This is a genomic window from Ureibacillus chungkukjangi (assembly GCF_044795995.1).
Lineage (GTDB): Bacteria > Bacillota > Bacilli > Bacillales_A > Planococcaceae > Ureibacillus > Ureibacillus chungkukjangi.
Map to the genome: position 1 here is coordinate 3228276 of NZ_CP085009.1, position 23099 is coordinate 3251374.

A 23099-nucleotide genomic window follows, 5' to 3' on the forward strand; every position below is an offset into this window, starting at 1 on the left:
ATATTACAAATGAAAAGAACCTAGCACACTATTAAAGTGACTAGGTTCTTTATTTTGGCTGATAACCTATTTATTGATCTCTTTGGACAGCTCGATAAAGTAATTAAGCGAGTCTGGATTTGTAACAGATCCTCGATTTACTACTTTTTCAACTGGCTGCCCTAATAGAATTTTACGAATTGGAACTTCTAGTTTTTTACCACTGAAGGTTTTAGGTATTTCTTTTATCTCGAATATTTCATTTGGTACAAATCTTGGGGAGACTTTCTGTTTTATTTCAGACTTTATCATTTCTTTTAGGCTATCACTCAGAATAGTGTTTGGCTTTAAGACGATAAATAAAGCTAAATAGGAACTTCTTTCAAGGTATTCCAAATCAACTACTAATCCTTCTATTACTTCATCCAACGCCTCGACCACACGATAGATTTCACTCGTCCCTAATCGAACACCTTGACGGTTGATAGTTGAATCGGAGCGACCAAAAATGATACTGCTCCCTTTTTCATCGATCTTAATCCAATCCCCATGTCGCCAAACCCCTGGGAACATTTCAAAATAGCTTTCTAAGTAACGTTCGTTATCTTGGTCATTCCAAAAATACAGAGGCATCGATGGCATCGGATCTGTAATTACTAGTTCCCCAACCTCGTTTAATACAGCCTGTCCTTCATCAGTAAAGGATTGTACGTTTGCCCCCAAAGCTCGAGCTTGAATTTCTCCAGCGTATACTGGTAACACTGGACAACCACCAACAAAAGCAGCACATATATCAGTTCCCCCACTAGCTGAAACAAACCACAAATCCTTCTTCACATTTTCATAGCCCCAAGAAAAGCCTTCTACTGAAAGTGGCGATCCTGTGGAATAAACAGCTTTAAGCTTTGAAAAGCTATTGTTTTCATTTGGTCTCACACCTGTTTTCATGCAGATATTTAAGAAGGCCGCGCTTGTACCAAAGAAAGTAATCCCGGCTTCATCAGCAAAGTCCCATAAAACGTTTATATTTGGGTAAGCTGGACTGCCATCGTAAAGGACAACTGTTCCACCAGTAAGCAGGCCCGCCATCAAGAGATTCCACATCATCCATCCGGTTGTGGTAAACCAAAAGAATACATCATCCTGGTCAATCCCCTGTTCAATGGCCAAGGTTTTTAAATGCTCGATAATAATGCCGCCCTGCCCTTGCACAATCGGCTTTGGCAATCCTGTTGTTCCAGAAGAAAATAAAATCCATAATGGGTGATCAAATGGCACAGCATCAAATTCGAGCTCCACCTTTTCTTGTAGCATATCATCCCAGTAGATAGTTTTATCATTTGCAATCGTATTCTCACTTTGAATATAAGGGAATAAAATTGTCTTAGTTAACGTCGGTAATTCGGCTTGCAGCTCACCTACGCTATCTAGCTTGTGATGAATTACGCCATTATAGGAGTATCCATCTACTGCAAATAAGACAGTAGGCTCAATCTGTTTGAAGCGATCAATTACACTACCTGTTCCAAAATCAGGGGAACAAACTGACCAAATAACTCCCATACTTGCACAGGCTAAAAAGGCAATAACCGTCTCTGGGATATTAGGCATATAGGCAACAACACGGTCCCCTTTTTTCACACCTAAGCTGATCAAATATTGTCTTACCATCGCTGTTTTTTCCTGAAGCTCTTGCCAGCTTACCTCTCGATTTGAAACCGTTTCCGATTTAAAAATTAACGCTGGTCGATCTGCTCTACTATTTCGGAATACATGCTCAGCATAGTTTACCGTTGCCCCAGAAAACCACTTTGCACCTGGCATTGTTCTTTTTTCTAATACTTGTTCATATGGAGTGTGGGATTTCACTTTACAGTATTTCCAAACACTTTCCCAAAATTGTTCAAGCTCATCAACAGACCACTTCCATAGTTCAGCTGGATTTTGAATGGAAAGGTCCCTCTCTTCATTAACCCAATTTTTAAATTGAGTAATACTCGAGTTTTCGATTTGTTCTTTTGACGGCTCCCATAACAATGCCCCTTCTGTAACCACCTTCATTTAATCCCCTCCTAAATCTATTAAATATCAGCATATTATAGTTTATTTTAAATCTATCTATTTATTACTTTATTTAAAGGAAATCTCGTTTCTTTTCACATAATATACTTTATAGTATAATTTCCTTTTAGGGTAATAATAGAATTATTTATACCAAAGTTTTACCTTACATTGAGGTGGGTTGTATGATTAAAACAAAAACTAACACGAGAGACCGTATTTTAGAGCTACTTAAAAAAGAAGCTTCCTTATCGGTTGTAGCACTAACTGAACGGTTAGCTATCACGCATATGGCAGTTAGGAAGCATCTTGCCATATTAGAAAATGACGGGCTCATTACATCGACAGAAATTAAACAACCTATGGGTCGACCACTTCAGGTATATTCGTTGACGGAAAAAGGGGAGCATATTTTCCCGAAAAACTATGAAGGAATAACTGTTGAATTTTTAAGAGATATTCAAGAAATTCATGGTGAAGAATCTATACAGCTTCTATTTGAGAAAAGAGAAAACCGTCTTACCCAAGAATATAAAAATCGCATGAACGAAAAAACAGCCTCTGAAAAAATTGAAGAGATTGTCAAAATACAAAACGAAAAAGGCTATATGGCGAGTGCAAGTAAGCTCGATGATAGTACTTTTGAACTTATTGAATATAATTGTCCCATCTATTCGGTTGCCCAAGAATTTAAGACGGCATGTCGCTGTGAAACGGAAATGTTCAAGAACGTCCTAGAAACCGAGCATGTCCGCCGAGTGAGCTGTAAAACTGAGGGAGATCATCACTGTAAATTTAAATTGAAGTTTGAATAAAATTGGAATGACCTTCATCAGCTTTGGTTGGAAGGTCATTTTTTTGTGAATGTTGGTGTGGGGGCTGTAGGGCGTGTGCGTTTCAAGTCTGTTTCTTCACGGGGAATTTATTCTGGCAGATTTATGTACTTGGATGCAGTTTAACAATTTTATGAACGCATCTTGTGGTGAATTTCTTCTTCCGATGCACTTCATCTCCCTTTTGAACTGCATCACACGACGATTTCCTGCTCCCATGCAGTTCATTCCTCATATGAACTGCATCCCAGGCGAATTTCCCTCTTCAAAACTCATCAAAAAAGCACAAATGCATGGTCACTAGCATTTGTGCTTCCGAAATCTATTATTCTATAAATTATCAAAATCACTTTCACTTGTTAGCCATGTAGTGGCTTCATCGAATTGCTTTCGTTTTCCTGGTGGAACTGGTCTTTTTGGGTGGCCGAAATATAGGAAGCCTAAGATTTCTCCGTTTTCAGATAGGTTAAATAGTTTCTTCATTTCGGGAGTATATGCCGGTTTCCCAGTTCTCCAATAGCCCGCCAAGCCTAAAGCATGTGCTGCTAACAGCATATTTTGAATTGCTGCATATACTGCTCCATGCTCTTCCTGAATTAGTGCTCGAGGATTATCGCTTGGCTCCACTGCTACTGTAATAATAAGTGGTGCCCGAAAAGGTTTTTCCTCAATTTTAGATAATTTCTTTTGGCTGGATTCGCTTGTTGGGTCTTCCATTTGCCTAGCTTCGATTGTAGCAAGAGTTTTACCTAGTCGAATTCGGCTATCACCTGTTAATACGAAAAACTTCCATGGCTCTGTACGATAATGGCTAGGAGCCCAAGTGCCAGCTTCTATAATTTTCTCTATTAATTCCTTTGAAACTGGTTCCTCTGAAACTAAACCAATACTTCTTCTAGTTTTAATCGCTTCAAAAATATCCATCCCATATCCCTCCGTTTATAGAAAGATTCACTACTCACAGTTTAAAAATCGTACTTATCTTCTTTTGCTTCTCTAATTTTTGTGTAGGTCTCTGTTAATACTATCGTATCTTCTACTAGACGTTCTATTCTAAAGAAAACATCATCATTTACAATTTTCTTTTGATGAAAATCCTTTTCCTCTATAAATACATAGCTTTGTACAATTTGCCCCTTCATGTAAGATATGATTGGCTTTAATTGTTGTTCAATAACTAAATAATGCTTTGCAGAGCCTGCTGTTACAAACATACTAATCACCTTATCTCGAAAGGCATTAACAGGCAGCAAATCAAAAATATTTTTCAATGTAGCTGGTATTGATGCTTGGAAAATTGGCGTACCAATTACAATAGCATCTGCTTCCATGATTGTTTTCGTTACATAGCCCGTATCGCCTGCATACTCCAAATAATTTCGTCCATCACTAAATTGAATTTGATAATCGGCAAGGTCTAGAAGCGTAAAATCAGCATCTGGATATTTCTTTGTAATTTCCTCTGCTACATAATTCATGGTAGTTTTTGTTTTAGAACCGACAATTGAGCCGGATATGCCTACGATTTTCATGCTGATTACCTCCTATTTGTTAGCAGTATATTTTCGAATAGCTGGTAATATTTCATTACCGATAATTTCAACGTTCTTCATTAGTTTATCAAACGGAACTCCACCAAAATCCATTTGTGCGAGATATCGTTGATGTCCATACATTTCATGCTGATACAGAATTTTCTCGATGATTTCCTGTGGACTACCCACATTGATAACACTGCGCGGATCAGCACCATGTGCAAATGCTTGCTTAGGGAAGCCTTGTCCGTTTGTCAGCTTCATGCCTTCATTAATATATGGGTACATCTCTCTCATCGCTTCTTGTGTACTTTCTGCTGCAAAGAAGAAGCTCGTTGTGCCAACAGGTAAAGTGGCAGGATCAAAGCCGCTACGCTCAGCAACTTCTCTGTAGGCATCAATCGTGTTTTTAAAAGCACTTACTGGACCACCTAATGTAGCAAGCATCATAGGCACTCCAGCATACCCCGCCTTCATAGCACTTGCAGGTGTACCTCCAACAGCTCGCCAAATTGGTAGGGATTCATTTTTGGGTCTTGGAAGAATTTTTGCATTTTTTAATGGCTCTCGGTATTCTCCGCTCCAATTCACTACTTCTTCTTCATTTATTTTCAACAATAAATCAAATCTTTCTTCAAATAATGCTTCATAATCACGCAGGTTATATCCTAATAATTCATAGAGACCAACACGTGATGCACGACCACAAATAATTTCAGCACGTCCATCAGAAATCAGATCGACTGTTGCAAAATCCTCATATACCCGCACTGGATCTGATGTACTGATAATTGTTGATGTACTTCCGATTTTAATATTTTCTGTTGCCTGTGCAATGGCAGACAATATAACAGAATGTGCCTGTGTAGCAAAATATTCTTGGTGACTTTCCCCAACACCAAAGAAATCTATTCCTGCCTGATCTGAAAGCTTTGCTAATTCAACAATTTCGTTCAGCCGTTGCTTAGCTGAAATCCGCTCACCAGTGTTTGGATTTGGAATATGATCACCTAGCGTAAAAATTCCAAATTCAAGACCTTTGCTCTTATCAATTCGATATTTTTCCATATGATAAACCAACCTTTTGTAGTTTTTATATTTAACAACTATTTTCACTCTAGATAGTATGAGTAAAATCATTCCACCTAATTTTTATTGTTTTATGAAATAAACTGAGTTATTTATAAACCACTCTTTTTATACCTTTTAATATAATAAGTCTTGTTAAATAATAAAATATGGAATTTCTAATAGCAACCAATCTGCTTGGAGATGGATTAATACATCGGGAAAATCGAAAATAAAAATTGTGCCAATGTTAGCTTATTACACTGGCACATTCATGTAAGATATATCGTTATAAGCACTTTTCCATGGCTTAGTTCTCATCTTGAGAAGAATTCTTTTCTTTATCCTGCCCACTATCCTGTTGTGTCTCTTCCTTGTTTCCCTTACTTTCCTTATCTTCTGTCTTCTCTTCATTATCATTGCTTCCGCTGTTTTTCTTATTCTCAGTCTTCTTGCTCTTCTTTTGTTTCTTATTCCCCTGTTTCCCTTTCTTATCTCCCTTTTCCTTCTGATGAACAAACGGAACTCCTTTTCCGTTGATAACAGTCCAAACTAGCATAGGTGCCAAAATATTGAAGGTAAATACAAAAATGACGATAGTCCAAATAAACCATTTTGCGTTTAGCATGTTTACATATATCCAAGAATTATAAAGATCCACTTTGCGTAATCCTCCCTATTTATAGGCGTTGGTTATCATTTTTGCCTATAAACTTCTATCTAAAACTTCGATTTAGCCTATAAATAAATTGACGATAACTTTGAATAATCAAGTTATTTAATGGAAATACAAGAATTATGCAGAATTTTTGGACAGCAAAGGGGGCTTTATGATGTCATCCTTACAAGAAGAGCTTAACAAGCCATTAACTACGAATGTAGATGAAAATAAAAAAGTAATAGAGAAAATTTTCAAGAAAGATATAGATGTAATTAAACGGGACTTTTCCTTTCATGAAGATAAAAATATTCCAGCTGTAGTTTTTTATGCAGATGGACTTGTTAATACACAAGCAGTCGAATCTACGGTTAAAGCATTAACGATCTACGAGGGACATAAGAACTCTGACTCTAATCAGGAAAATCCAAATTCAAGTGAATTAACGATTGAAGAAATTAAAAAGAACGTACTGATGAATTCCTCTGTCGAAATTATTTATAATTACGAAAAGGCAATTAATGGGATATTAGTTGGGGATACCGTATTGCTAATAGAGGGTTATAATCGAGGATTTCTTCTCCCTACTAGAGGATGGGATGCTAGAAGTGTCGATGAACCGCAAACTGAGCAGGTAGTTCGAGGTCCACGTGATGGATTTACAGAAAACATTCGAACTAATACGGCACTTGTTCGTAGAAGAATTCGGGATCCACTCCTTTGTGTTGAAGGCATGCAGATTGGTAAAAAGAGTAAAACCGATATTAATATCGTTTACTTAGAAGGCACTGTAAAGGAAGGACTTGTTGAAGAAGTCAAAGAGCGTCTACAGAAAATCAAAATCGACGCAGTGCTTGAAAGTGGCTATATCGAAGAACTTATAAAAGATAGTCCGATGTCACCTTTTACAACAATGCAAAGTACAGAACGTCCGGATAAGGTTGCGTCAGGCATTTTAGAAGGTAGAGTTGCCATTTTTGTTGATAATACACCCTTTGTTTTATTAGCCCCTTCTTATTTCTGGGAATTTTTCCAAGCAAGCGATGATTATTATTCTGGATTTTTGGCAGGCTCTTTCTTCCGTGCTATTCGTTATATTGCCTTTATGATTAGTCTTACTTTGCCATCTATTTATGTAATGCTTGTAAGCTTTCACCAAGAGATGATACCAACAGAATTAGCACTTTCAATTGCTTCTGGGAGAGAAGTAATTCCATTTCCCGTTTTACTGGAGGCATTAGTAATGGAAATTGCCTTTGAGTTGATGCGAGAAGCGGGACTACGAATGCCAAAGCCTGTTGGACAGGCAGTAAGTATCGTAGGTTCTTTAGTAATCGGACAAGCAGCTGTTCAAGCAGGGATCGTTTCACCATTTATGGTGATTCTCGTAGCCCTAACTGGGATTGCGTCATTTGCAATTCCAAACTACTCAGCCTCCTTCTCTATTCGACTAATCCGATTTCCTTTATTAATCGCTTCTGGCACATTAGGATTATTGGGTTTTTCAGCTGTATTTACAATTTTAGCGGTGCACGCCCTTTCAATTCGTTCCTTTGGAGAGCCCTACCTTGCTCCAGCTACGCCTTTTCAACCAACCGACCAAAAGGATATTGTCTTTAGAGCTCCTTGGTGGAAAATGGACAAGCAGCCTAAATTAGCTGAAGGTACTGAAAAACGTGAGAGTGATAACTTAATGCCAAAGCCACCTGAACAAAGCCCTAAATCAACTCAGACTTCCAAGAGTAAAAATGAAGATAAGGGGAGCTCTGGAAAATGAGAAAAAAAGTTAAATTTATTCTTATTCTTTCTGTTCTCGTTACCTTATTATCTGGTTGTTTAGGAAAAACAGAAATAAATGATTTAGGAATCGTTATGGCAGTTGGGCTAGATAAAGGTGAAGAGGAAGGTTCTATAAAAGTAACCGCACAAATCGTACGTCCAGCAGATGCCAGGGGTTCTACCGGCGCTCCCTCTGGACAAACTGGTGAACCGATTTGGTCAATAACTGCATCGGGCGATTCCATTTTTGAAGCAATGCGCCATCTTGGCAGACACTCTTCAAGAAGAATTTACTGGGCACATAATTTTGCAGTAGTGATAAATGAAGATTTAGCGAAAGAGGGTATTTCAGATATTATAGATTTTTTCACTAGAAACCATCAGCTAAGAATGCAAACCTTAGTTGCAGTTACACCAGATCCTGCAAGTGAAGTCGTTTCTACCATGACTGGTATAGAGGTAATCCCAGGCCAGGCTATCAATGATTTGTTTTTATTCAACAGCTTAACTGCAGCTGCGCCACAATCAGAAATAATCGATTTACAAAAAACTTACTTAAATGAGAGCTCGCAGCCTGTACTGGCGAGGCTATCACTTAATACACATGGAATATCAAACAAAGAACCTACTTCAGAGCCAACCATAAAGCAAATTGAATTGGCCGGAGCTGGTGTTTTCAAAAATGATAAGCTCGTGGGAACAGTTAAACCTGAAGATACAATAGGACTGTTATTTTTTCTCGAAAATGCAAAGTCAGCAGCCGTAGTAACTCCTTGTCCAGATAACCCAGAACAATCCATGTCTGTTGAATTGAAAACTGCAAATTTTCAAGTTACACCTACCTACAACAACAATCAGGTCGGCTTTGATACAAAGCTAAAAGCAGTCGTGCAACTAGTAGAAGCAGGTTGCCCTTTTTCTATCTCTGATGAAAAACAAGTTAAACAGATTGAGAAACAGATTGAGGAGAACCTTAAAGGGAAAATTGAAAAAATTGTAGAATTAGCTCAAAAAGAATATAAATCTGATTTTTTAGAGCTAGGGGAAACCTTTAAAAATCGTTATCCTGGTGAATGGAAAAAAATAGTTGCGAATTGGGAGGATGAGTTTACACAAGCTACTTTGAACTCAAAGGTTGAGGTTAAACTTACTAGTGCTGCTCTTTTATATCTACCAACTAAGCCTAGAAATGAAGAAGAGGTTCATCGATGAAGGTTCAAATTACAAATGGAATGTTTATGGCAATTATTATTAATGCTGTTTACGCAAAAGCGATTGGGTTAACACAGGGTACAATGGCTCGAGAAATTGGAAATGATATTTGGATTTCTACAATAATCGCGACATTACTAAGTGTTCTCCTTATTTGGTCAATTGTTGTAATTATTAAGCGATTTCCATCTGGGGATATTATGGATCAAAGTAAGGTCTTACTAGGTGGATGGTTTAGTAAATTCATTAGCCTACTCTTATTTTTCTTTTTCCTTTGCTCGTATGGAGTCATTATGATTACTTATGTATATCATTTAATGGATTATTTTTTACCAGAAGCCCCTGCTTATATTTTTATTATCATTGCCTTTATAGTAGGTTGCTATGGCGCTTACTTTGGTATAGAAGTAATTGGAAGAATGGCACTAATCGGTGTGTTTTCAGTTTTAGCTTTAAATATTCTTCTTATGTTAGGATCACTATCTAAATTTGATGTCTATGAATTACTCCCTACCTTCCAAGACGGTATAACTAGCACCATTTGGGCAAGTAGACATCATGTCGCTGATTGGGCAATGGTGGCAATGACAGTTGCTGTTATTTTACCTTATGTTCGTAATCCACAGGAATGGACACGTTCTAGTACTGCTGGCTTCCTATTTGGTGGTGCTTTCATTGTCATGTGGCCTATTTTAGAGGTTGGGGTCTTAAGCTCAGAAGTTACAGGTCAATATATTGTCTCTTGTATGCAAATGGCTAGAAGTGCTAAGATTGGTCAGTTTATTCATCGTTACGAAATGATCATGATTGCCTTTTTCGCAATATCGATACTTACTCAAATCATGATGTGCTTCCTCTGTGCATCGACCGTTGCATCTAAAATATTCGGTCTAAAAGATTACCGACGAATGATTCTGCCTGTCGCCCTTATTTTAAGTGGTTTTGGGTTCTGGATTGTTTATGACCACCATAGAGCAATGGAACTTTTAGAAACTGCTTGGGTATATGTATCCTTATCAATCGCTATTTTTATTACATTGCTGTTATTGATTTTAGGATCATTTATGAAAAAGAAGCTAGAAACTAAAAACAAAGAAAATGTTGAACATGGAACTGGCTCAAATAACAATAAAAAAACTAGTAGCAGTAGTGGCTCTGGCAATAGTAGTAATAGTGGAAATGCACAAACAGAATAATTAATTTGTAATAACGAGCTGCTATTCGCAGCTCTTTTTTTTGCTCAAATTTGTCTATCTTCCTTCTAAAATAAGGATTACCTTATATAACGCTAAATTCGACCAATGTGGTCTAATTGTAAAAATACAAAAATATACTATTTTAAGGAGGCGATTTTTTATGAACCAAACTTTTCAAAATCTCGATTACGAAAAACAGAATCGAATTATTAATGCTGCGCTACAGGAGTTTGCAGAAAATGGATTTGAAAAAGCCTCTACTAATCGAATTGTAAAAACCGCAAAAATTGGCAAAGGCATGCTCTTTTACTACTTTCAAAATAAGGAGGAGCTCTTTTACTATCTGATTAATTACAGTTTAAACCTTGCAAATACTAAATTATTAGAGCAAGTTGATAAGAAAGAACCTGATTTTATTGAACGATTAAAACAAATCGCCCAATCAAAAACCGAGTTTCACCTAAATCATCCAAACGTTTTAAATTTTTTAGGGAATCTCTTTCTTACGGGTACTTTGGAAATACCAGTACACTTCAAAAAACGCTACCAAGAGATGATGAATAGTCGTATCTCTCTTTTGTATGAAGGTATTGATACAAACTTATTCCGGAAGGATATCGATACGGAAAAAGCTTTTAAGCTGATTAAATGGTCAATTGATGGCTATCAGAATGAACTAATTGCCCATTTAAAAAATCAAAACCTAACGATGATCAATTATGACACCTATTGGGAAGAGTTTTATGAATTACTAGATATCCTTAAAACACTCTATTATAAAAAAGAGGAGGAGCAAGAATGAGCGTTCTGCAAATAAAGGATTTAACAAAAATGTTTGGTAAGTTCACCGCGCTAAATGGGGTTAATCTCGAGGTAAACGAAGGTGAGGTCTTTGGTTTTATTGGCCCAAATGGTGCCGGTAAATCTACGACTATTCGGATTTTACTTGGTATTTTAAAAGCAACTAAAGGTGAAGTGAAGATTTTTGGAAAGGATGCTTGGTCAGATGCCGTTGAACTCCATAAACGAATCGCCTATGTTCCAGGGGATGTGAACTTATGGCCAAATTTAACCGGTGGCGAAGTAATTGACCTATTTGTAAAACTTCGAGGCGGAAATCATCAAAGCAGACGTGAAGAACTTATTCAACGCTTTGATTTAGATCCATATAAAAAATGCAGAACTTATTCAAAAGGAAATCGACAAAAGGTAGCTCTTGTTTCAGCCTTTTCCTCTGATGCTGACCTCTATATTTTAGATGAGCCGACATCTGGTTTAGATCCATTAATGGAACAGATTTTTCAACAATGTGTACTAGAAGCAAAAGAAGCAGGAAAAAGCATTCTTTTATCCAGCCATATTTTATCAGAAGTGGAGCAACTCTGTGACCGTGTTGGGATTATACGCCAAGGCGAGATGATTGAAACAGGTTCTTTAAGTGAGCTACGACATTTAACTCGTATGAATCTTATATTAGAAACCAAAGAACCGATTACCCAATTGTATGAGCTAAAAGGAATTCACGATGTTAAGGAGAAGAACGGAATACTTTCCTTCCAGGTAGACACTGAGCAACTTGATACAGTAATCAAACACGTTAGTCCATTTGGGATTATAAAATTGGAAAGTACCCCACTGACATTGGAGGATTTGTTTATGCGTCATTATGAAAAGAAAGGACAATCAGATCAAATCCAAGGAGGGAGATCCTAGTGATTGATATGATTTTCAAAGGGACAGGACTACTTTCACTACTAATCCTAAGACGAGATCGATATCGTATTCCACTATGGTTGATTGGTATCGGTTTCTTCACATTTGTTGTGCCAATTGCGTTTACAAGTCTTTATAATACACAAGAACAACGGGATGTTATGGCACAAACAATGGAAAATCCAGCTATGATTGCAATGGTTGGAACTCACGATTTAAGTAACTATACGCTTGGAGTCATGACCGCTCACCAAATGTTACTCATGACTGCCGTTGTTGTGGGGTTAATGAGTATTTTACTAGTAACCCGCCATACACGGGAAGATGAAGAAAACGGTCGTGTAGAATTGATTCGTTCCTTACCTGTTGGTCGACTTTCGAATTTAAATGCAACTTTATTTGTCTACACAGGTGTTTATATTGCTTTAGCACTTCTAATAGGATTTGGACTATTTGCACTAAACATTGAAAGTATGAATTTAGAGGGCTCTTTATTATTTGGAGCCGTATTAGGGGCAACTGGATTATTTTTTGCAGGAGTAACTGCCTTTTTCGCTCAAGCCTGCGAAAGCTCCCGGGGGACGATTGGATTTTCCATTGCAATTCTTTTGATTGCTTATATAGTACGTGGCATTGGAGACGTGAGTAATGAAACATTGAGCTGGATTTCCCCACTTGGATGGATATCTAAAGCAGAAGTTTATGGTTCAAATAATTGGTGGCCTATCGTTTTAATGGTAGGTGCATCCCTCATTCTTTTTATCATTGCAAATTATTTAAATACTAGGCGAGATTTAGAGTCAGGATTATTGCCAGCAAAACCTGGTAGAAAACATGCTTCTGGGTTACTGCAAAGTCCATTTGGATTAGGACTTCGATTACAGCGTACTGGTATCATTTCTTGGGCAGTGGGAATGTTTTTAATAGGTGTCTCGTACGGCTCAGTATTAGGTGATTTAGATTCATTTTTTGAAGGTAACGATTTAATGCAGCAAATGCTTGCATCTGCACAAGGTTACACTATTACAGAACAATTTATGTCCATGATTATGATGATTTCAGCAATCATATCAGCTATCCCAGCCGTCATGTCCATGAACAAATTATATGGCGAGGAGAAAAAGGGGCGAATTGAACATTTACTCGTTAGGGCTGTTTCTCGAATAAAGCTTATGGGAAGCTTTTTAGTCATTTCTGTTTTAAATGGTTTTGTAATGCTCTCATTTGCAGCTATCGGAATGTGGGCAGCAAGTGTATCTGTTCTGGATGAACCACTAGCCTTTAGCACCGTTTATGGAATGGGTCTTGTTTATTATCCAGCACTTCTCGTGATAATCAGTATTGCTATTCTGTTAATAGGCTTTCAACCGAAATTTACTGGTTTCATCTGGCTATATGTACTTTATACGTTCATCGTTTTATATATGGGTGGCCTATTCCAATTATCTGAAGTGTACGGAAACCTTTCACCATTTGGCCATATCCCAAAACTTCCGATTGAAGAAATGAGTTGGACACCAATAATTATATTAACTGCAATTGCCACAGTTATTACCGTGATTGGTTTTATCGGCTATAAACGAAGGGATTTAAAGGGATAAAATTTTGAGACAGGGTACTCCTACCCTGTCTCATTACTTTTATGAAGGTTAGTTTTTATGACGAGCAGTAGATGACCCTTTGTTTCGTCTTTGCTCATCTGGAATTTTAGGCTGTTCCTTAATCTTTCTCTTACTATCAGGACGTGAATTCTTAACCATAAATTTCCCCTCCGTATAAGCATTATTTTTGGCTACTCTAATACTCAGTTGTCAAAATCCAAGACGGACAATCGACAACAAGTATCACAGTTAAAGCCAATCTTAGATTAACCCGAAATGAGGGAAATATGCTGGAAAGTATGTATTGATAGGATATTTTATTTCATGAAATCATTTATCTTTAATTAACATGAACCTCGCACTTAACTTCAATATTCGAATCGTTTTTATTTCTTTACACTTTCTTTATACTTTCCTAGTCAATTTATTTATATCTACGGCTTATTCTAAATACAACAACATCGAAAGGATGATTATATTGTCAGAAACAATTCTAAAAGCAACTAATATTACAAAAATCTATGGCAAGCATAAAGCACTTGATAAAGTAACAATAGAAATTAAAAGAGGGATGATATACGGACTTATCGGGGAAAACGGTGCCGGTAAATCTACCTTTATGCGTACTATTATGGGGTTGATCACAACCGATGAGGGTAATATCGAGCTATTTGGAGAAATTGGTGCGAAGGGTCTGCAGCAAGCAAGAAGAAAAATGGGACAATCCATTGAAACTCCTGCACTTTATCCTGAACTAACTGCTCGCGACAATCTTAGAGTACAAGCAGCAAACGGCGGTATGAGCGAACGAGAGATAGATGATTTACTTCGTTTAATGAGCCTCGAGCATACTGGGAAAAAGAAAGCAAAAAACTTCTCTCTAGGAATGCGCCAACGCTTAGCGATTGCCTCTACCCTAATTTCCCATCCTGAGTTCTTAATTTTAGATGAGCCAACAAACGGGCTTGACCCTTCAGGAATTGTTGAGATGCGTGAAATCATTCATCGTTTGGTAACAGAACGAGGAATCACTGTCTTACTCTCAAGTCATTTACTTGATGAGCTTTCACAAATCGCAACACATTATGGGATTTTACATGATGGAAAACTCATTAAAGAGCTATCAAAAGAGCAGCTGGCAAATGAAACTCGTCAATACATTGAACTAGAAACTGCTGAGGTACAAAAAGCAATTGTTGTACTAGATGAATTAGGAATTCGTGATTATGAAGTCATTAATGGAACTAACATTAACATCTATGAACGCTTAGATGATGTCGCTACACTCAACCGTTCTTTAGTGTTAGCTGATGTGAACGTTTCACGAATTGGGACAACTCGACAAAAACTTGAAGATTATTTCTTACAATTAACAGGAGGAAACAGCCATGCTTAATCTTTTAACAGCTGAGAGAATTAAATTAGCTCGAAGTAAAAAACTGATACTTGTACTTGCAATATTATCCCTGCTACCTATTATCCAAGCAGTGAACAGTAAAATGGTTGTGAATTATGGAACTGAGCTAATCCAAGCAAAGGATACAGTTATTAATGGTGCCACAGGTATTCTGATGATGGAGAAGAATGGATTAACTGTGCTACTCGTGATGTGTACATTTATTGGATTTTTTATTGGTGAAGAATTTCAAAATGGGACGATTCGAAATGCATTATCATTGGGTCGTAGCCGCACTCATTATTATCTATCAAAATTAGTAATTGCTTCACTACTTACACTAATTGGTGTGTTGGCTATGACCGCAATTGGTGTAATAAGCTTTACGAGCGTTCTGGGATTTGGCGAATTTGCTGAAATCGATAATTACTCTTTGTATGTCATAAAAACCTTCATCACCCTTTATCTATTAATTTTGGCAAATGTATCGATCTATGTAATGATTAGCTTTTTAACTAAAAACAGTAGCATTTCACTTGTTTGGAGTTTTCTCTATACAATTGGGACTGGCTTTGGAGCTGGTATTTTTCTGGAAACCGAGCATTTTAAACAAGTTACATACTGGTTTACGGAATCATTCCTGTTCTATTCTGATTTCGCAAAAACAACAGATATCGCAAAATATCCAGAGATGATATTAGTGAGTTTAATCACAATCGTGTTATCATCAACTATAGGAATCCTTCTGTTTAATCGAACAGATTTAAAGTAGGTAGATAACATTGACAACGATATTAATCATTGAAGACGATATGGCCATTCATTCACTATTAAAAGAATCGTTGGAGTTGAATGAATTTCAGACTCTAAGTGCCTATTCAGGTACTGAAGGCAAACTACTATTTAAGCAGAGTGAAATAGATTTAATTCTTTTAGATTTAATGCTCCCTGGGATGAATGGAGAGGAATTTCTTCAAGAAATACGCCTAAATTCAGCCGTTCCTGTAATCGTGATTTCAGCAAAAAATGATCAAGAATCTAAACTAGAGCTCTTGATGAATGGCGCAGATGATTATATTACAAAACCATTTGATGTGAAGGAACTACTCGCTAGAATCTCTATCCAATTACGTCATGCTACTAAGACATCCGTCAACAGCATGGAGGAAATGCAGTATCAGAATATATATATCAATTTAGACACACGGGAAGTTAAAATCAATGAGGAAACGATTCATCTTACTGGTCGTGAATATGCAATACTTCTATTATTTTTAGAAAATCCTCAAAAAGTATTCAGCCGTGCCAATATATATGAAAGTGTATGGAATGAGCCCTTTTTTGATAGTGATAAAACCATCAATATGCATATCAGTAATTTACGAAACAAACTAAATATAGCTGATACAAATTACATTAAAACTGTATGGGGCATAGGCTTCAAATTTGATTAAGGAAAGGAGTGATTGTTATGTGGGGATGGTTCTTTGTCTTCCTAGCATTGGCACTCCTTTTTTATATTTACTTCTTAATGCGACAACTTCGAAAATTAAAAGAGGCAGTCAAATCTCTTCCTACTAGTGCTAGCTTTGGCAGTAGACTTTCCCTCGATTTCCGTGAGAGGACTTTATTAGAATTAGTCGATGAATTAAATATGATGGTTGATGCCTTTGAAGCTAAAAATATTCAGGCAAAAAAGATGGAAGAAAATGTGAAGCTCTCTATTGCTGGTCTATCTCACGACTTACGGACGCCACTCACCTCCATCAACGGCTATGTGCAGCTTTTAAATTCGGCCACTGATGATGCGAAGCGTGCTCACTATCTAACAGTTATCGAACAGTCTGTGAACCGATTAATTGAGATGACCGAACACTTTTATGACCTAGCACGTATTGATACAAACCAAAAAGAAGTAGCATTAGTTTCCATCCCATTATCAAATTTAGTAGAAGAGATCTTTTTATCCTTTTACGAGCAATTTGAAGAAAAGAAAATCGAACTCCACTTTCCCGAACAACCCAATGATCAAAAAATTATCGCAGACAAATTAATGCTTACGCGCGTTATCCAAAATATCATTCAAAATATACTGCGTTATGGGCAAAGTAAAGCCTTTATCCACTATGAAATTGAAAAAAATTATCTCGTTTTAACTGTCAGAAACGATATCAAAAAAGATAGCAACATTGCCATCGAAAAAGTCTTCACCCGCTTCTACACAGAAGTCACTAGCCGTACTAATACCGAAGCTAGTGGTCTAGGCCTATATTTATCTAAAATGCTTGTAGAAAAAATGCACGGAGAAATGGCAGCAGAACTACAGGATAATTGGTTCATGCTGAAAATTCAGCTTCCGCTTAGTGGAGGTTAATGGTTAAACATTTTATTTAATTTCAATAAATAAAAACAGTGGGGTCCATTCTCCACTGTTTTATTTTAACTATCGTATTCTACCTAATATAACGGATTTTTGAAGTAATAATAAAAATTACATCTTCCATCATAATTGATTGTAATGCTTATTACTTCGAAATATTCTCTGCCAATACACGTTGAACATCATATACATTACCCGTTTTATTGAACGTCTTCTCAATCGGTAACTCACTGCCGGATATCCAAATTTTTAATTCAGCATCTAAATCAAATGTTCCTGCCTAAAATATATATTCATAGTTTTTTACTCTCGTTATTCTCCGATGATAAAACACTTCAACCGCCAAATCACACGCTATGTCCTGCGTGTATTCTTTCATCCGTATATGTACAAATTCTATCGTAGCTGCCTCATGTTTTTTAAGTTTATTACTGCTGCTTTCTGAAGGAGCAAATACCGATACCCTTTGTTGCATTTTCGAAATTATTATATTTAACTGTTCTTCATTTATTCCTAGATATTCAGTTAAGTCTAGTTTAGTTATATATTTCTTATTCCACATTTGCATGTCCTCCCTTTCAAGGAGTAGCCATCCCCTCTTAATTATTAAAAAGAAGATATTCCCTTGATGTATTGCAGCACATTAGTGATTAGCTTAATTGTACAGTTACGGATAAGAAAGCTTGCTTATCCGTTATAAAAAAGGATTGCGTGCCCAGTTTAAACTGAGCTCACAATCCTTTATAAAAGACTATTTAGGATACCGAAGGTGGGACTCGAACCCACACGCCTCGCGGCACCGCATTTTGAGTGCGGCGTGTCTGCCATTCCACCACTTCGGCATATTAAAATATAAAAAAAATCGGTTATCCCGATCAAGAATTTTTTGGAGGCGGCAACCGGATTTGAACCGGTGATAAAGGTGTTGCAGACCTGTGCCTTACCACTTGGCTATGCCGCCATTATATTTTTGGAGCGGAAGACGGGGTTCGAACCCGCGACCCCCACCTTGGCAAGGTGGTGTTCTACCGCTGAACTACTTCCGCAAAATGGCTGGGGTACCAGGATTCGAACCTGGGCATGACGGAATCAAAATCCGTTGCCTTACCGCTTGGCTATACCCCAAAAATATTAAGAAGAATGTAATTTTTGGTTTAAAATTAAAATGGGGCGACTGATGGGAATCGAACCCACGAATGCCTGAACCACAATCAGGTGCGTTAACCACTTCGCCACAACCGCCATAATAATATATTATATGTTTTTATATTGAATTTATTCTAAAAAATGGGGCGACTGATGGGAATCGAACCCACGAATGCCTGAACCACAATCAGGTGCGTTAACCACTTCGCCACAACCGCCATAATCACTATATTCATTTAAAAATTGGCAGGGGCAGTAGGAATCGAACCCACACTGACGGTTTTGGAGACCGTAGTTCTACCTTTAAACTATGCCCCTATAAAAGGAATGGTGGAGGGGGACGGATTCGAACCGCCGAACCCTAAGGAGCGGATTTACAGTCCGCCGCGTTTAGCCACTTCGCTACCCCTCCAGATAAATGGTGCCGGCGAAAGGAGTCGAACCCTCGACCTACTGATTACAAGTCAGTTGCTCTACCAACTGAGCTACACCGGCATTTATCTATATGGTGGGTCAGGACGGAATCGAACCGCCGACACTTAGAGCTTCAATCTAATGCTCTACCAACTGAGCTACTGACCCATATAAATTACTTTTCATAAAAATGGCGGTCCCGACCGGGATCGAACCGGCGATCTCCTGCGTGACAGGCAGGCATGTTAACCGCTACACCACGGGACCATTTGGTTGCGGGGACAGGATTTGAACCTGCGACCTTCGGGTTATGAGCCCGACGAGCTACCACTGCTCCACCCCGCGATAATAAAATTCTTTTTCTAATGTACCATAATTTAATATGGTGGAGGATGACGGGCTCGAACCGCCGACCCCCTGCTTGTAAGGCAGGTGCTCTCCCAGCTGAGCTAATCCTCCAACTGGATATTTAAAATTCAAATGGTGACCCGTACGGGATTCGAACCCGTGTTACCGCCGTGAAAGGGCGGTGTCTTAACCACTTGACCAACGGGCCAATAAAATAATTGTCTGGCGGAGAGTAAGGGATTTGAACCCTTGAGACAGTGTTAACCGCCTACACGATTTCCAATCGTGCTCCTTCGGCCGCTCGGACAACTCTCCAAGAAGCATGGCTCCGAAGGTAGGACTCGAACCTACGACCAACCGGTTAACAGCCGGTTGCTCTACCACTGAGCTACTTCGGAATATTTTTTATTTAAGCCTAGCGACGTCCTACTCTCACAGGGGGAAGCCCCCAACTACCATCGGCGCTAAAGAGCTTAACTTCCGTGTTCGGTATGGGAACGGGTGTGACCTCTTTGCCATCATCACTAGACTTAAAACGAAAGACAAGATTTATTATAACTCATTTCGAAAGTAAAGTCAATACTATTTTTAGTATTTTTCCTTCGATTTCCTTATTCTTTCAAAACTGGATAAACTAGACATTAAATGCATTCAAGATTTGGTTAAGTCCTCGATCGATTAGTATTCGTCAGCTCCATGTGTCACCACACTTCCACCTCGAACCTATCTACCTCATCGTCTTTGAGGGATCTTACTTACTTGCGTAATGGGAAATCTCATCTTGAGGGGGGCTTCATGCTTAGATGCTTTCAGCACTTATCCCGTCCACACATAGCTACCCAGCGATGCCTTTGGCAAGACAACTGGTACACCAGCGGTGTGTCCATCCCGGTCCTCTCGTACTAAGGACAGCTCCTCTCAAATTTCCTACGCCCACGACGGATAGGGACCGAACTGTCTCACGACGTTCTGAACCCAGCTCGCGTACCGCTTTAATGGGCGAACAGCCCAACCCTTGGGACCGACTACAGCCCCAGGATGCGATGAGCCGACATCGAGGTGCCAAACCTCCCCGTCGATGTGGACTCTTGGGGGAGATAAGCCTGTTATCCCCGGGGTAGCTTTTATCCGTTGAGCGATGGCCCTTCCATGCGGAACCACCGGATCACTAAGCCCGTCTTTCGACCCTGCTCGACTTGTAGGTCTCGCAGTCAAGCTCCCTTGTGCCTTTACACTCTACGAATGATTTCCAACCATTCTGAGGGAACCTTTGGGCGCCTCCGTTACCTTTTAGGAGGCGACCGCCCCAGTCAAACTGTCCACCTGACACTGTCTCCTGCCCCGCTAAGGGGCATGGGTTAGAATTTCAATACAACCAGGGTAGTATCCCACCGACGCCTCCCTCGAAGCTGGCGCTCCGAGTTCTCTGGCTCCTACCTATCCTGTACAAGTTGTACCAAAATTCAATATCAGGCTACAGTAAAGCTCCACGGGGTCTTTCCGTCCTGTCGCGGGTAACCTGCATCTTCACAGGTACTATAATTTCACCGAGTCTCTCGTTGAGACAGTGCCCAGATCGTTACGCCTTTCGTGCGGGTCGGAACTTACCCGACAAGGAATTTCGCTACCTTAGGACCGTTATAGTTACGGCCGCCGTTTACTGGGGCTTCAATTCAGAGCTTCGCTTGCGCTAACCCCTCCTCTTAACCTTCCAGCACCGGGCAGGCGTCAGCCCCTATACGTCACCTTACGGTTTTGCAGAGACCTGTGTTTTTGCTAAACAGTCGCCTGGGCCTATTCACTGCGGCTCTCATTGCTGAGAGCACCCCTTCTCCCGAAGTTACGGGGTCATTTTGCCGAGTTCCTTAACGAGAGTTCTCTCGCACACCTTAGGATTCTCTCCTCGACTACCTGTGTCGGTTTGCGGTACGGGCACCTCCCGCCTCGCTAGAGGCTTTTCTTGGCAGCGTGAAATCAGATACTTCGCTCATAAGAGCTCCCCATCACAGCTCAACGTTACAGGAAGCGGATTTGCCTACTTCCACGCCTTACTGCTTGGGCGTACTCAACCAACGGTACGCTTATCTTATCCTACTGCGTCCCCCCATTACTCAAACGGCGGGGAGGTGGTACAGGAATATCAACCTGTTGTCCATCGTCTACGCCTATCGGCCTCGACTTAGGTCCCGACTAACCCTGAGCGGACGAGCCTTCCTCAGGAAACCTTAGTCATACGGTGGATGGGATTCTCACCCATCTTTCGCTACTCATACCGGCATTCTCACTTCTAAGCGCTCCACCAGTCCTTCCGGTCTGACTTCAACGCACTTAGAACGCTCTCCTACCACGGAACATCTAAGATGTTCCATCCACAGCTTCGGTGAATCGTTTAGCCCCGATACATTTTCGGCGCAGCGTCACTCGACCAGTGAGCTATTACGCACTCTTTAAATGATGGCTGCTTCTAAGCCAACATCCTGGTTGTCTAAGCAACGCCACATCCTTTTCCACTTAACGATTACTTTGGGACCTTAGCTGGTGGTCTGGGCTGTTTCCCTTTTGACTACGGATCTTATCACTCGCAGTCTGACTCCCGTGTATAAATATCTGGCATTCGGAGTTTGTCTGAATTCGGTAAAGCGAGATGCCCCCCTAGTCCAAACAGTGCTCTACCTCCAGTATTCTCAATCACGAGGCTAGCCCTAAAGCTATTTCGGAGAGAACCAGCTATCTCCAGGTTCGATTGGAATTTCTCCGCTACCCACACCTCATCCCCGCACTTTTCAACGTGCGTGGGTTCGGGCCTCCAGTGAGTGTTACCTCACCTTCACCCTGGACATGGGTAGATCACCTGGTTTCGGGTCTACGACCACGTACTCATTCGCCCTATTCAGACTCGCTTTCGCTACGGCTCCGCCTTCTCAGCTTAACCTTGCACGTAATCGTAACTCGCCGGTTCATTCTACAAAAGGCACGCTATCACCCATTAACGGGCTCTAACTACTTGTAGGCACACGGTTTCAGGATCTATTTCACTCCCCTTCCGGGGTGCTTTTCACCTTTCCCTCACGGTACTGGTTCACTATCGGTCACTAGGTAGTATTTAGCCTTGGGAGATGGTCCTCCCGGATTCCGACGGAATTTCACGTGTTCCGCCGTACTCAGGATACACTCAAGAGAGAATGAACTTTCGACTACGGGGCTTTTACCCGCTACGGCGGACCTTTCCAGGTCGCTTCGTCTAACTCATTCCTTTGTAACTCTTATGTTGAGTGTCCTACAACCCCAAGAGGCAAGCCTCTTGGTTTGGGCTCTTCCCGTTTCGCTCGCCGCTACTCAGGGAATCGAATAATTTCTTTCTCTTCCTCCAGGTACTTAGATGTTTCAGTTCCCTGGGTCTGCCTTCAAGACGCTATGTATTCACGTCAAGATACTGTTCCATTACGAACAGTGGGTTCCCCCATTCGGAAATCTCCGGATCAAAGCTCACTTACAGCTCCCCGAAGCATATCGGTGTTAGTGCCGTCCTTCTTCGGCTCCTAGTGCCAAGGCATCCACCGTGCGCCCTTAATAACTTAACCTAGTTCGGCTTCCAATCCACATATATGTCTTGAAACCCTCGATTAAAAGTTACTGCTTTTCTTAAAAAGAAAAGACTTAAGAACTACACAATCAATTACTTGAATTTTGTTGCTTTCAATGTCGTTTTATCCAGTTTTCAAAGAACAAATCAGCTGACTTCAATCACATCGTGATTAAACATCAGTGAGATTACTCCAT

General features: G+C 39.6%; 17 protein-coding genes, 16 tRNA genes, 2 rRNA genes and 1 pseudogene. 11 read left to right on the plus strand and 25 right to left on the minus strand.

Annotated features, from left to right (window positions below):
- Positions 1-66 precede the first annotated feature (66 nt).
- Positions 67-2040 carry an acetoacetate--CoA ligase gene (locus tag LG296_RS15995; RefSeq protein WP_107937575.1) on the minus strand — a complete coding sequence of 658 codons (1974 nt, stop codon included), beginning with the start codon at positions 2038-2040 and terminating at the stop codon, positions 67-69.
- A gap of 185 nt (positions 2041-2225) precedes the next feature.
- Between LG296_RS15995 and LG296_RS16000 the strand changes: the two genes are divergently transcribed.
- On the plus strand, positions 2226-2855 hold the full coding sequence (locus tag LG296_RS16000) for a metalloregulator ArsR/SmtB family transcription factor (RefSeq protein WP_107937573.1): 630 nt from the start codon (positions 2226-2228) through the stop codon (positions 2853-2855).
- A gap of 348 nt (positions 2856-3203) precedes the next feature.
- On the opposite strand, the gene LG296_RS16005 is transcribed toward LG296_RS16000, so the two are convergent.
- From LG296_RS16005 to LG296_RS16020, 4 genes are all read right to left on the minus strand, one after another.
- Positions 3204-3797 (minus strand): nitroreductase, encoded by a 594-nt coding sequence (locus LG296_RS16005; RefSeq protein ID WP_107937569.1) that lies wholly within the window; start codon positions 3795-3797, stop codon positions 3204-3206.
- 41 nt (positions 3798-3838) lie between these two features.
- Positions 3839-4405, minus strand: a complete 567-nt coding sequence (locus tag LG296_RS16010; protein WP_107937567.1) for an NADPH-dependent FMN reductase — start codon at positions 4403-4405, stop codon at positions 3839-3841.
- A gap of 12 nt (positions 4406-4417) precedes the next feature.
- Entirely contained in the window at positions 4418-5476 is a 1059-nt protein-coding gene (locus LG296_RS16015; RefSeq protein WP_107937565.1) for an LLM class flavin-dependent oxidoreductase, read from the minus strand.
- A gap of 310 nt (positions 5477-5786) precedes the next feature.
- Positions 5787-6137 carry a hypothetical protein gene (locus LG296_RS16020; protein ID WP_107937563.1) on the minus strand — a complete coding sequence of 117 codons (351 nt, stop codon included), beginning with the start codon at positions 6135-6137 and terminating at the stop codon, positions 5787-5789.
- Positions 6138-6309: 172 nt separating this feature from the next.
- On the opposite strand from LG296_RS16020, the gene LG296_RS16025 reads away from it, so the two are divergent.
- The 10 genes from LG296_RS16025 to LG296_RS16070 all read left to right on the plus strand — a co-directional run bounded on the left by LG296_RS16025 (position 6310) and on the right by LG296_RS16070 (position 17405).
- A complete protein-coding gene (locus tag LG296_RS16025) occupies positions 6310-7911 on the plus strand; it encodes a spore germination protein (RefSeq protein WP_107937561.1) in 1602 nt (533 codons plus the stop codon).
- Complete coding sequence (locus LG296_RS16030) at positions 7908-9125, plus strand: Ger(x)C family spore germination protein (RefSeq protein WP_107937559.1); 1218 nt, start codon at positions 7908-7910, stop codon at positions 9123-9125. Before LG296_RS16025 ends, LG296_RS16030 begins: the two co-directional genes overlap by 4 nt.
- Complete coding sequence (locus LG296_RS16035; RefSeq protein ID WP_251400936.1) at positions 9122-10321, plus strand: GerAB/ArcD/ProY family transporter; 1200 nt, start codon at positions 9122-9124, stop codon at positions 10319-10321. Before LG296_RS16030 ends, LG296_RS16035 begins: the two co-directional genes overlap by 4 nt.
- 160 nt (positions 10322-10481) lie before the next feature.
- Positions 10482-11123: a TetR/AcrR family transcriptional regulator gene (locus LG296_RS16040; protein WP_107937555.1), complete on the plus strand. Its 642-nt coding sequence runs from the start codon at positions 10482-10484 to the stop codon at positions 11121-11123.
- Positions 11120-12034 carry an ABC transporter ATP-binding protein gene (locus LG296_RS16045; RefSeq protein WP_107937553.1) on the plus strand — a complete coding sequence of 305 codons (915 nt, stop codon included), beginning with the start codon at positions 11120-11122 and terminating at the stop codon, positions 12032-12034. Before LG296_RS16040 ends, LG296_RS16045 begins: the two co-directional genes overlap by 4 nt.
- Before the next feature lie 8 nt (positions 12035-12042).
- Entirely contained in the window at positions 12043-13635 is a 1593-nt protein-coding gene (locus tag LG296_RS16050; RefSeq protein WP_107937579.1) for an ABC transporter permease, read from the plus strand.
- A gap of 469 nt (positions 13636-14104) precedes the next feature.
- Positions 14105-15031: an ABC transporter ATP-binding protein gene (locus tag LG296_RS16055; protein WP_107937551.1), complete on the plus strand. Its 927-nt coding sequence runs from the start codon at positions 14105-14107 to the stop codon at positions 15029-15031.
- Positions 15024-15803, plus strand: coding sequence for an ABC transporter permease (locus LG296_RS16060; RefSeq protein WP_107937549.1), 780 nt, complete (start codon positions 15024-15026; stop codon positions 15801-15803). The genes LG296_RS16055 and LG296_RS16060 overlap by 8 nt, the downstream gene beginning before the upstream one ends.
- 10 nt (positions 15804-15813) lie before the next feature.
- On the plus strand, positions 15814-16485 hold the full coding sequence (locus LG296_RS16065; protein ID WP_107937547.1) for a response regulator transcription factor: 672 nt from the start codon (positions 15814-15816) through the stop codon (positions 16483-16485).
- A gap of 17 nt (positions 16486-16502) precedes the next feature.
- Positions 16503-17405, plus strand: a complete 903-nt coding sequence (locus LG296_RS16070) for a sensor histidine kinase KdpD (protein ID WP_107937545.1) — start codon at positions 16503-16505, stop codon at positions 17403-17405.
- Between the two features lie 151 nt (positions 17406-17556).
- On the opposite strand, the pseudogene LG296_RS16075 reads toward LG296_RS16070, so the two are convergent.
- The 20 genes and pseudogenes from LG296_RS16075 to LG296_RS16170 form a co-directional block, all read right to left on the minus strand.
- A pseudogene (locus LG296_RS16075) lies at positions 17557-17691 on the minus strand (PH domain-containing protein); the annotation flags it as partial.
- Positions 17692-17973: a hypothetical protein gene (locus tag LG296_RS16080; RefSeq protein ID WP_107937543.1), complete on the minus strand. Its 282-nt coding sequence runs from the start codon at positions 17971-17973 to the stop codon at positions 17692-17694. It abuts the pseudogene before it with no gap.
- 199 nt (positions 17974-18172) lie between these two features.
- Positions 18173-18253, minus strand: a tRNA-Leu gene (locus LG296_RS16085).
- 45 nt (positions 18254-18298) lie between these two features.
- A tRNA-Cys gene (locus LG296_RS16090) sits at positions 18299-18372 on the minus strand.
- A gap of 10 nt (positions 18373-18382) precedes the next feature.
- Positions 18383-18457 (minus strand) — tRNA-Gly (locus tag LG296_RS16095).
- Positions 18458-18461: 4 nt separating this feature from the next.
- A tRNA-Gln gene (locus LG296_RS16100) sits at positions 18462-18536 on the minus strand.
- Positions 18537-18577: 41 nt separating this feature from the next.
- Positions 18578-18653, minus strand: a tRNA-His gene (locus LG296_RS16105).
- Positions 18654-18699: 46 nt separating this feature from the next.
- A tRNA-His gene (locus LG296_RS16110) sits at positions 18700-18775 on the minus strand.
- A 26-nt stretch (positions 18776-18801) separates the two neighbouring features.
- Positions 18802-18875 (minus strand) — tRNA-Trp (locus tag LG296_RS16115).
- A gap of 10 nt (positions 18876-18885) precedes the next feature.
- Positions 18886-18969: transfer RNA gene (locus LG296_RS16120), tRNA-Tyr, on the minus strand.
- A gap of 7 nt (positions 18970-18976) precedes the next feature.
- Positions 18977-19052 (minus strand) — tRNA-Thr (locus tag LG296_RS16125).
- Between the two features lie 11 nt (positions 19053-19063).
- Positions 19064-19139 (minus strand) — tRNA-Phe (locus LG296_RS16130).
- A gap of 23 nt (positions 19140-19162) precedes the next feature.
- Positions 19163-19238 (minus strand) — tRNA-Asp (locus LG296_RS16135).
- 3 nt (positions 19239-19241) lie between these two features.
- Positions 19242-19316: transfer RNA gene (locus tag LG296_RS16140), tRNA-Met, on the minus strand.
- Positions 19317-19354: 38 nt separating this feature from the next.
- Positions 19355-19430, minus strand: a tRNA-Val gene (locus tag LG296_RS16145).
- 22 nt (positions 19431-19452) lie between these two features.
- Positions 19453-19527, minus strand: a tRNA-Glu gene (locus LG296_RS16150).
- Between the two features lie 15 nt (positions 19528-19542).
- A tRNA-Ser gene (locus LG296_RS16155) sits at positions 19543-19634 on the minus strand.
- An 8-nt stretch (positions 19635-19642) separates the two neighbouring features.
- Positions 19643-19717, minus strand: a tRNA-Asn gene (locus tag LG296_RS16160).
- A gap of 15 nt (positions 19718-19732) precedes the next feature.
- Positions 19733-19848, minus strand: a 5S ribosomal RNA gene (rrf, locus tag LG296_RS16165).
- Between the two features lie 129 nt (positions 19849-19977).
- Positions 19978-22900, minus strand: a 23S ribosomal RNA gene (locus LG296_RS16170).
- Between the last annotated feature and the right edge of the window lie 199 nt (positions 22901-23099).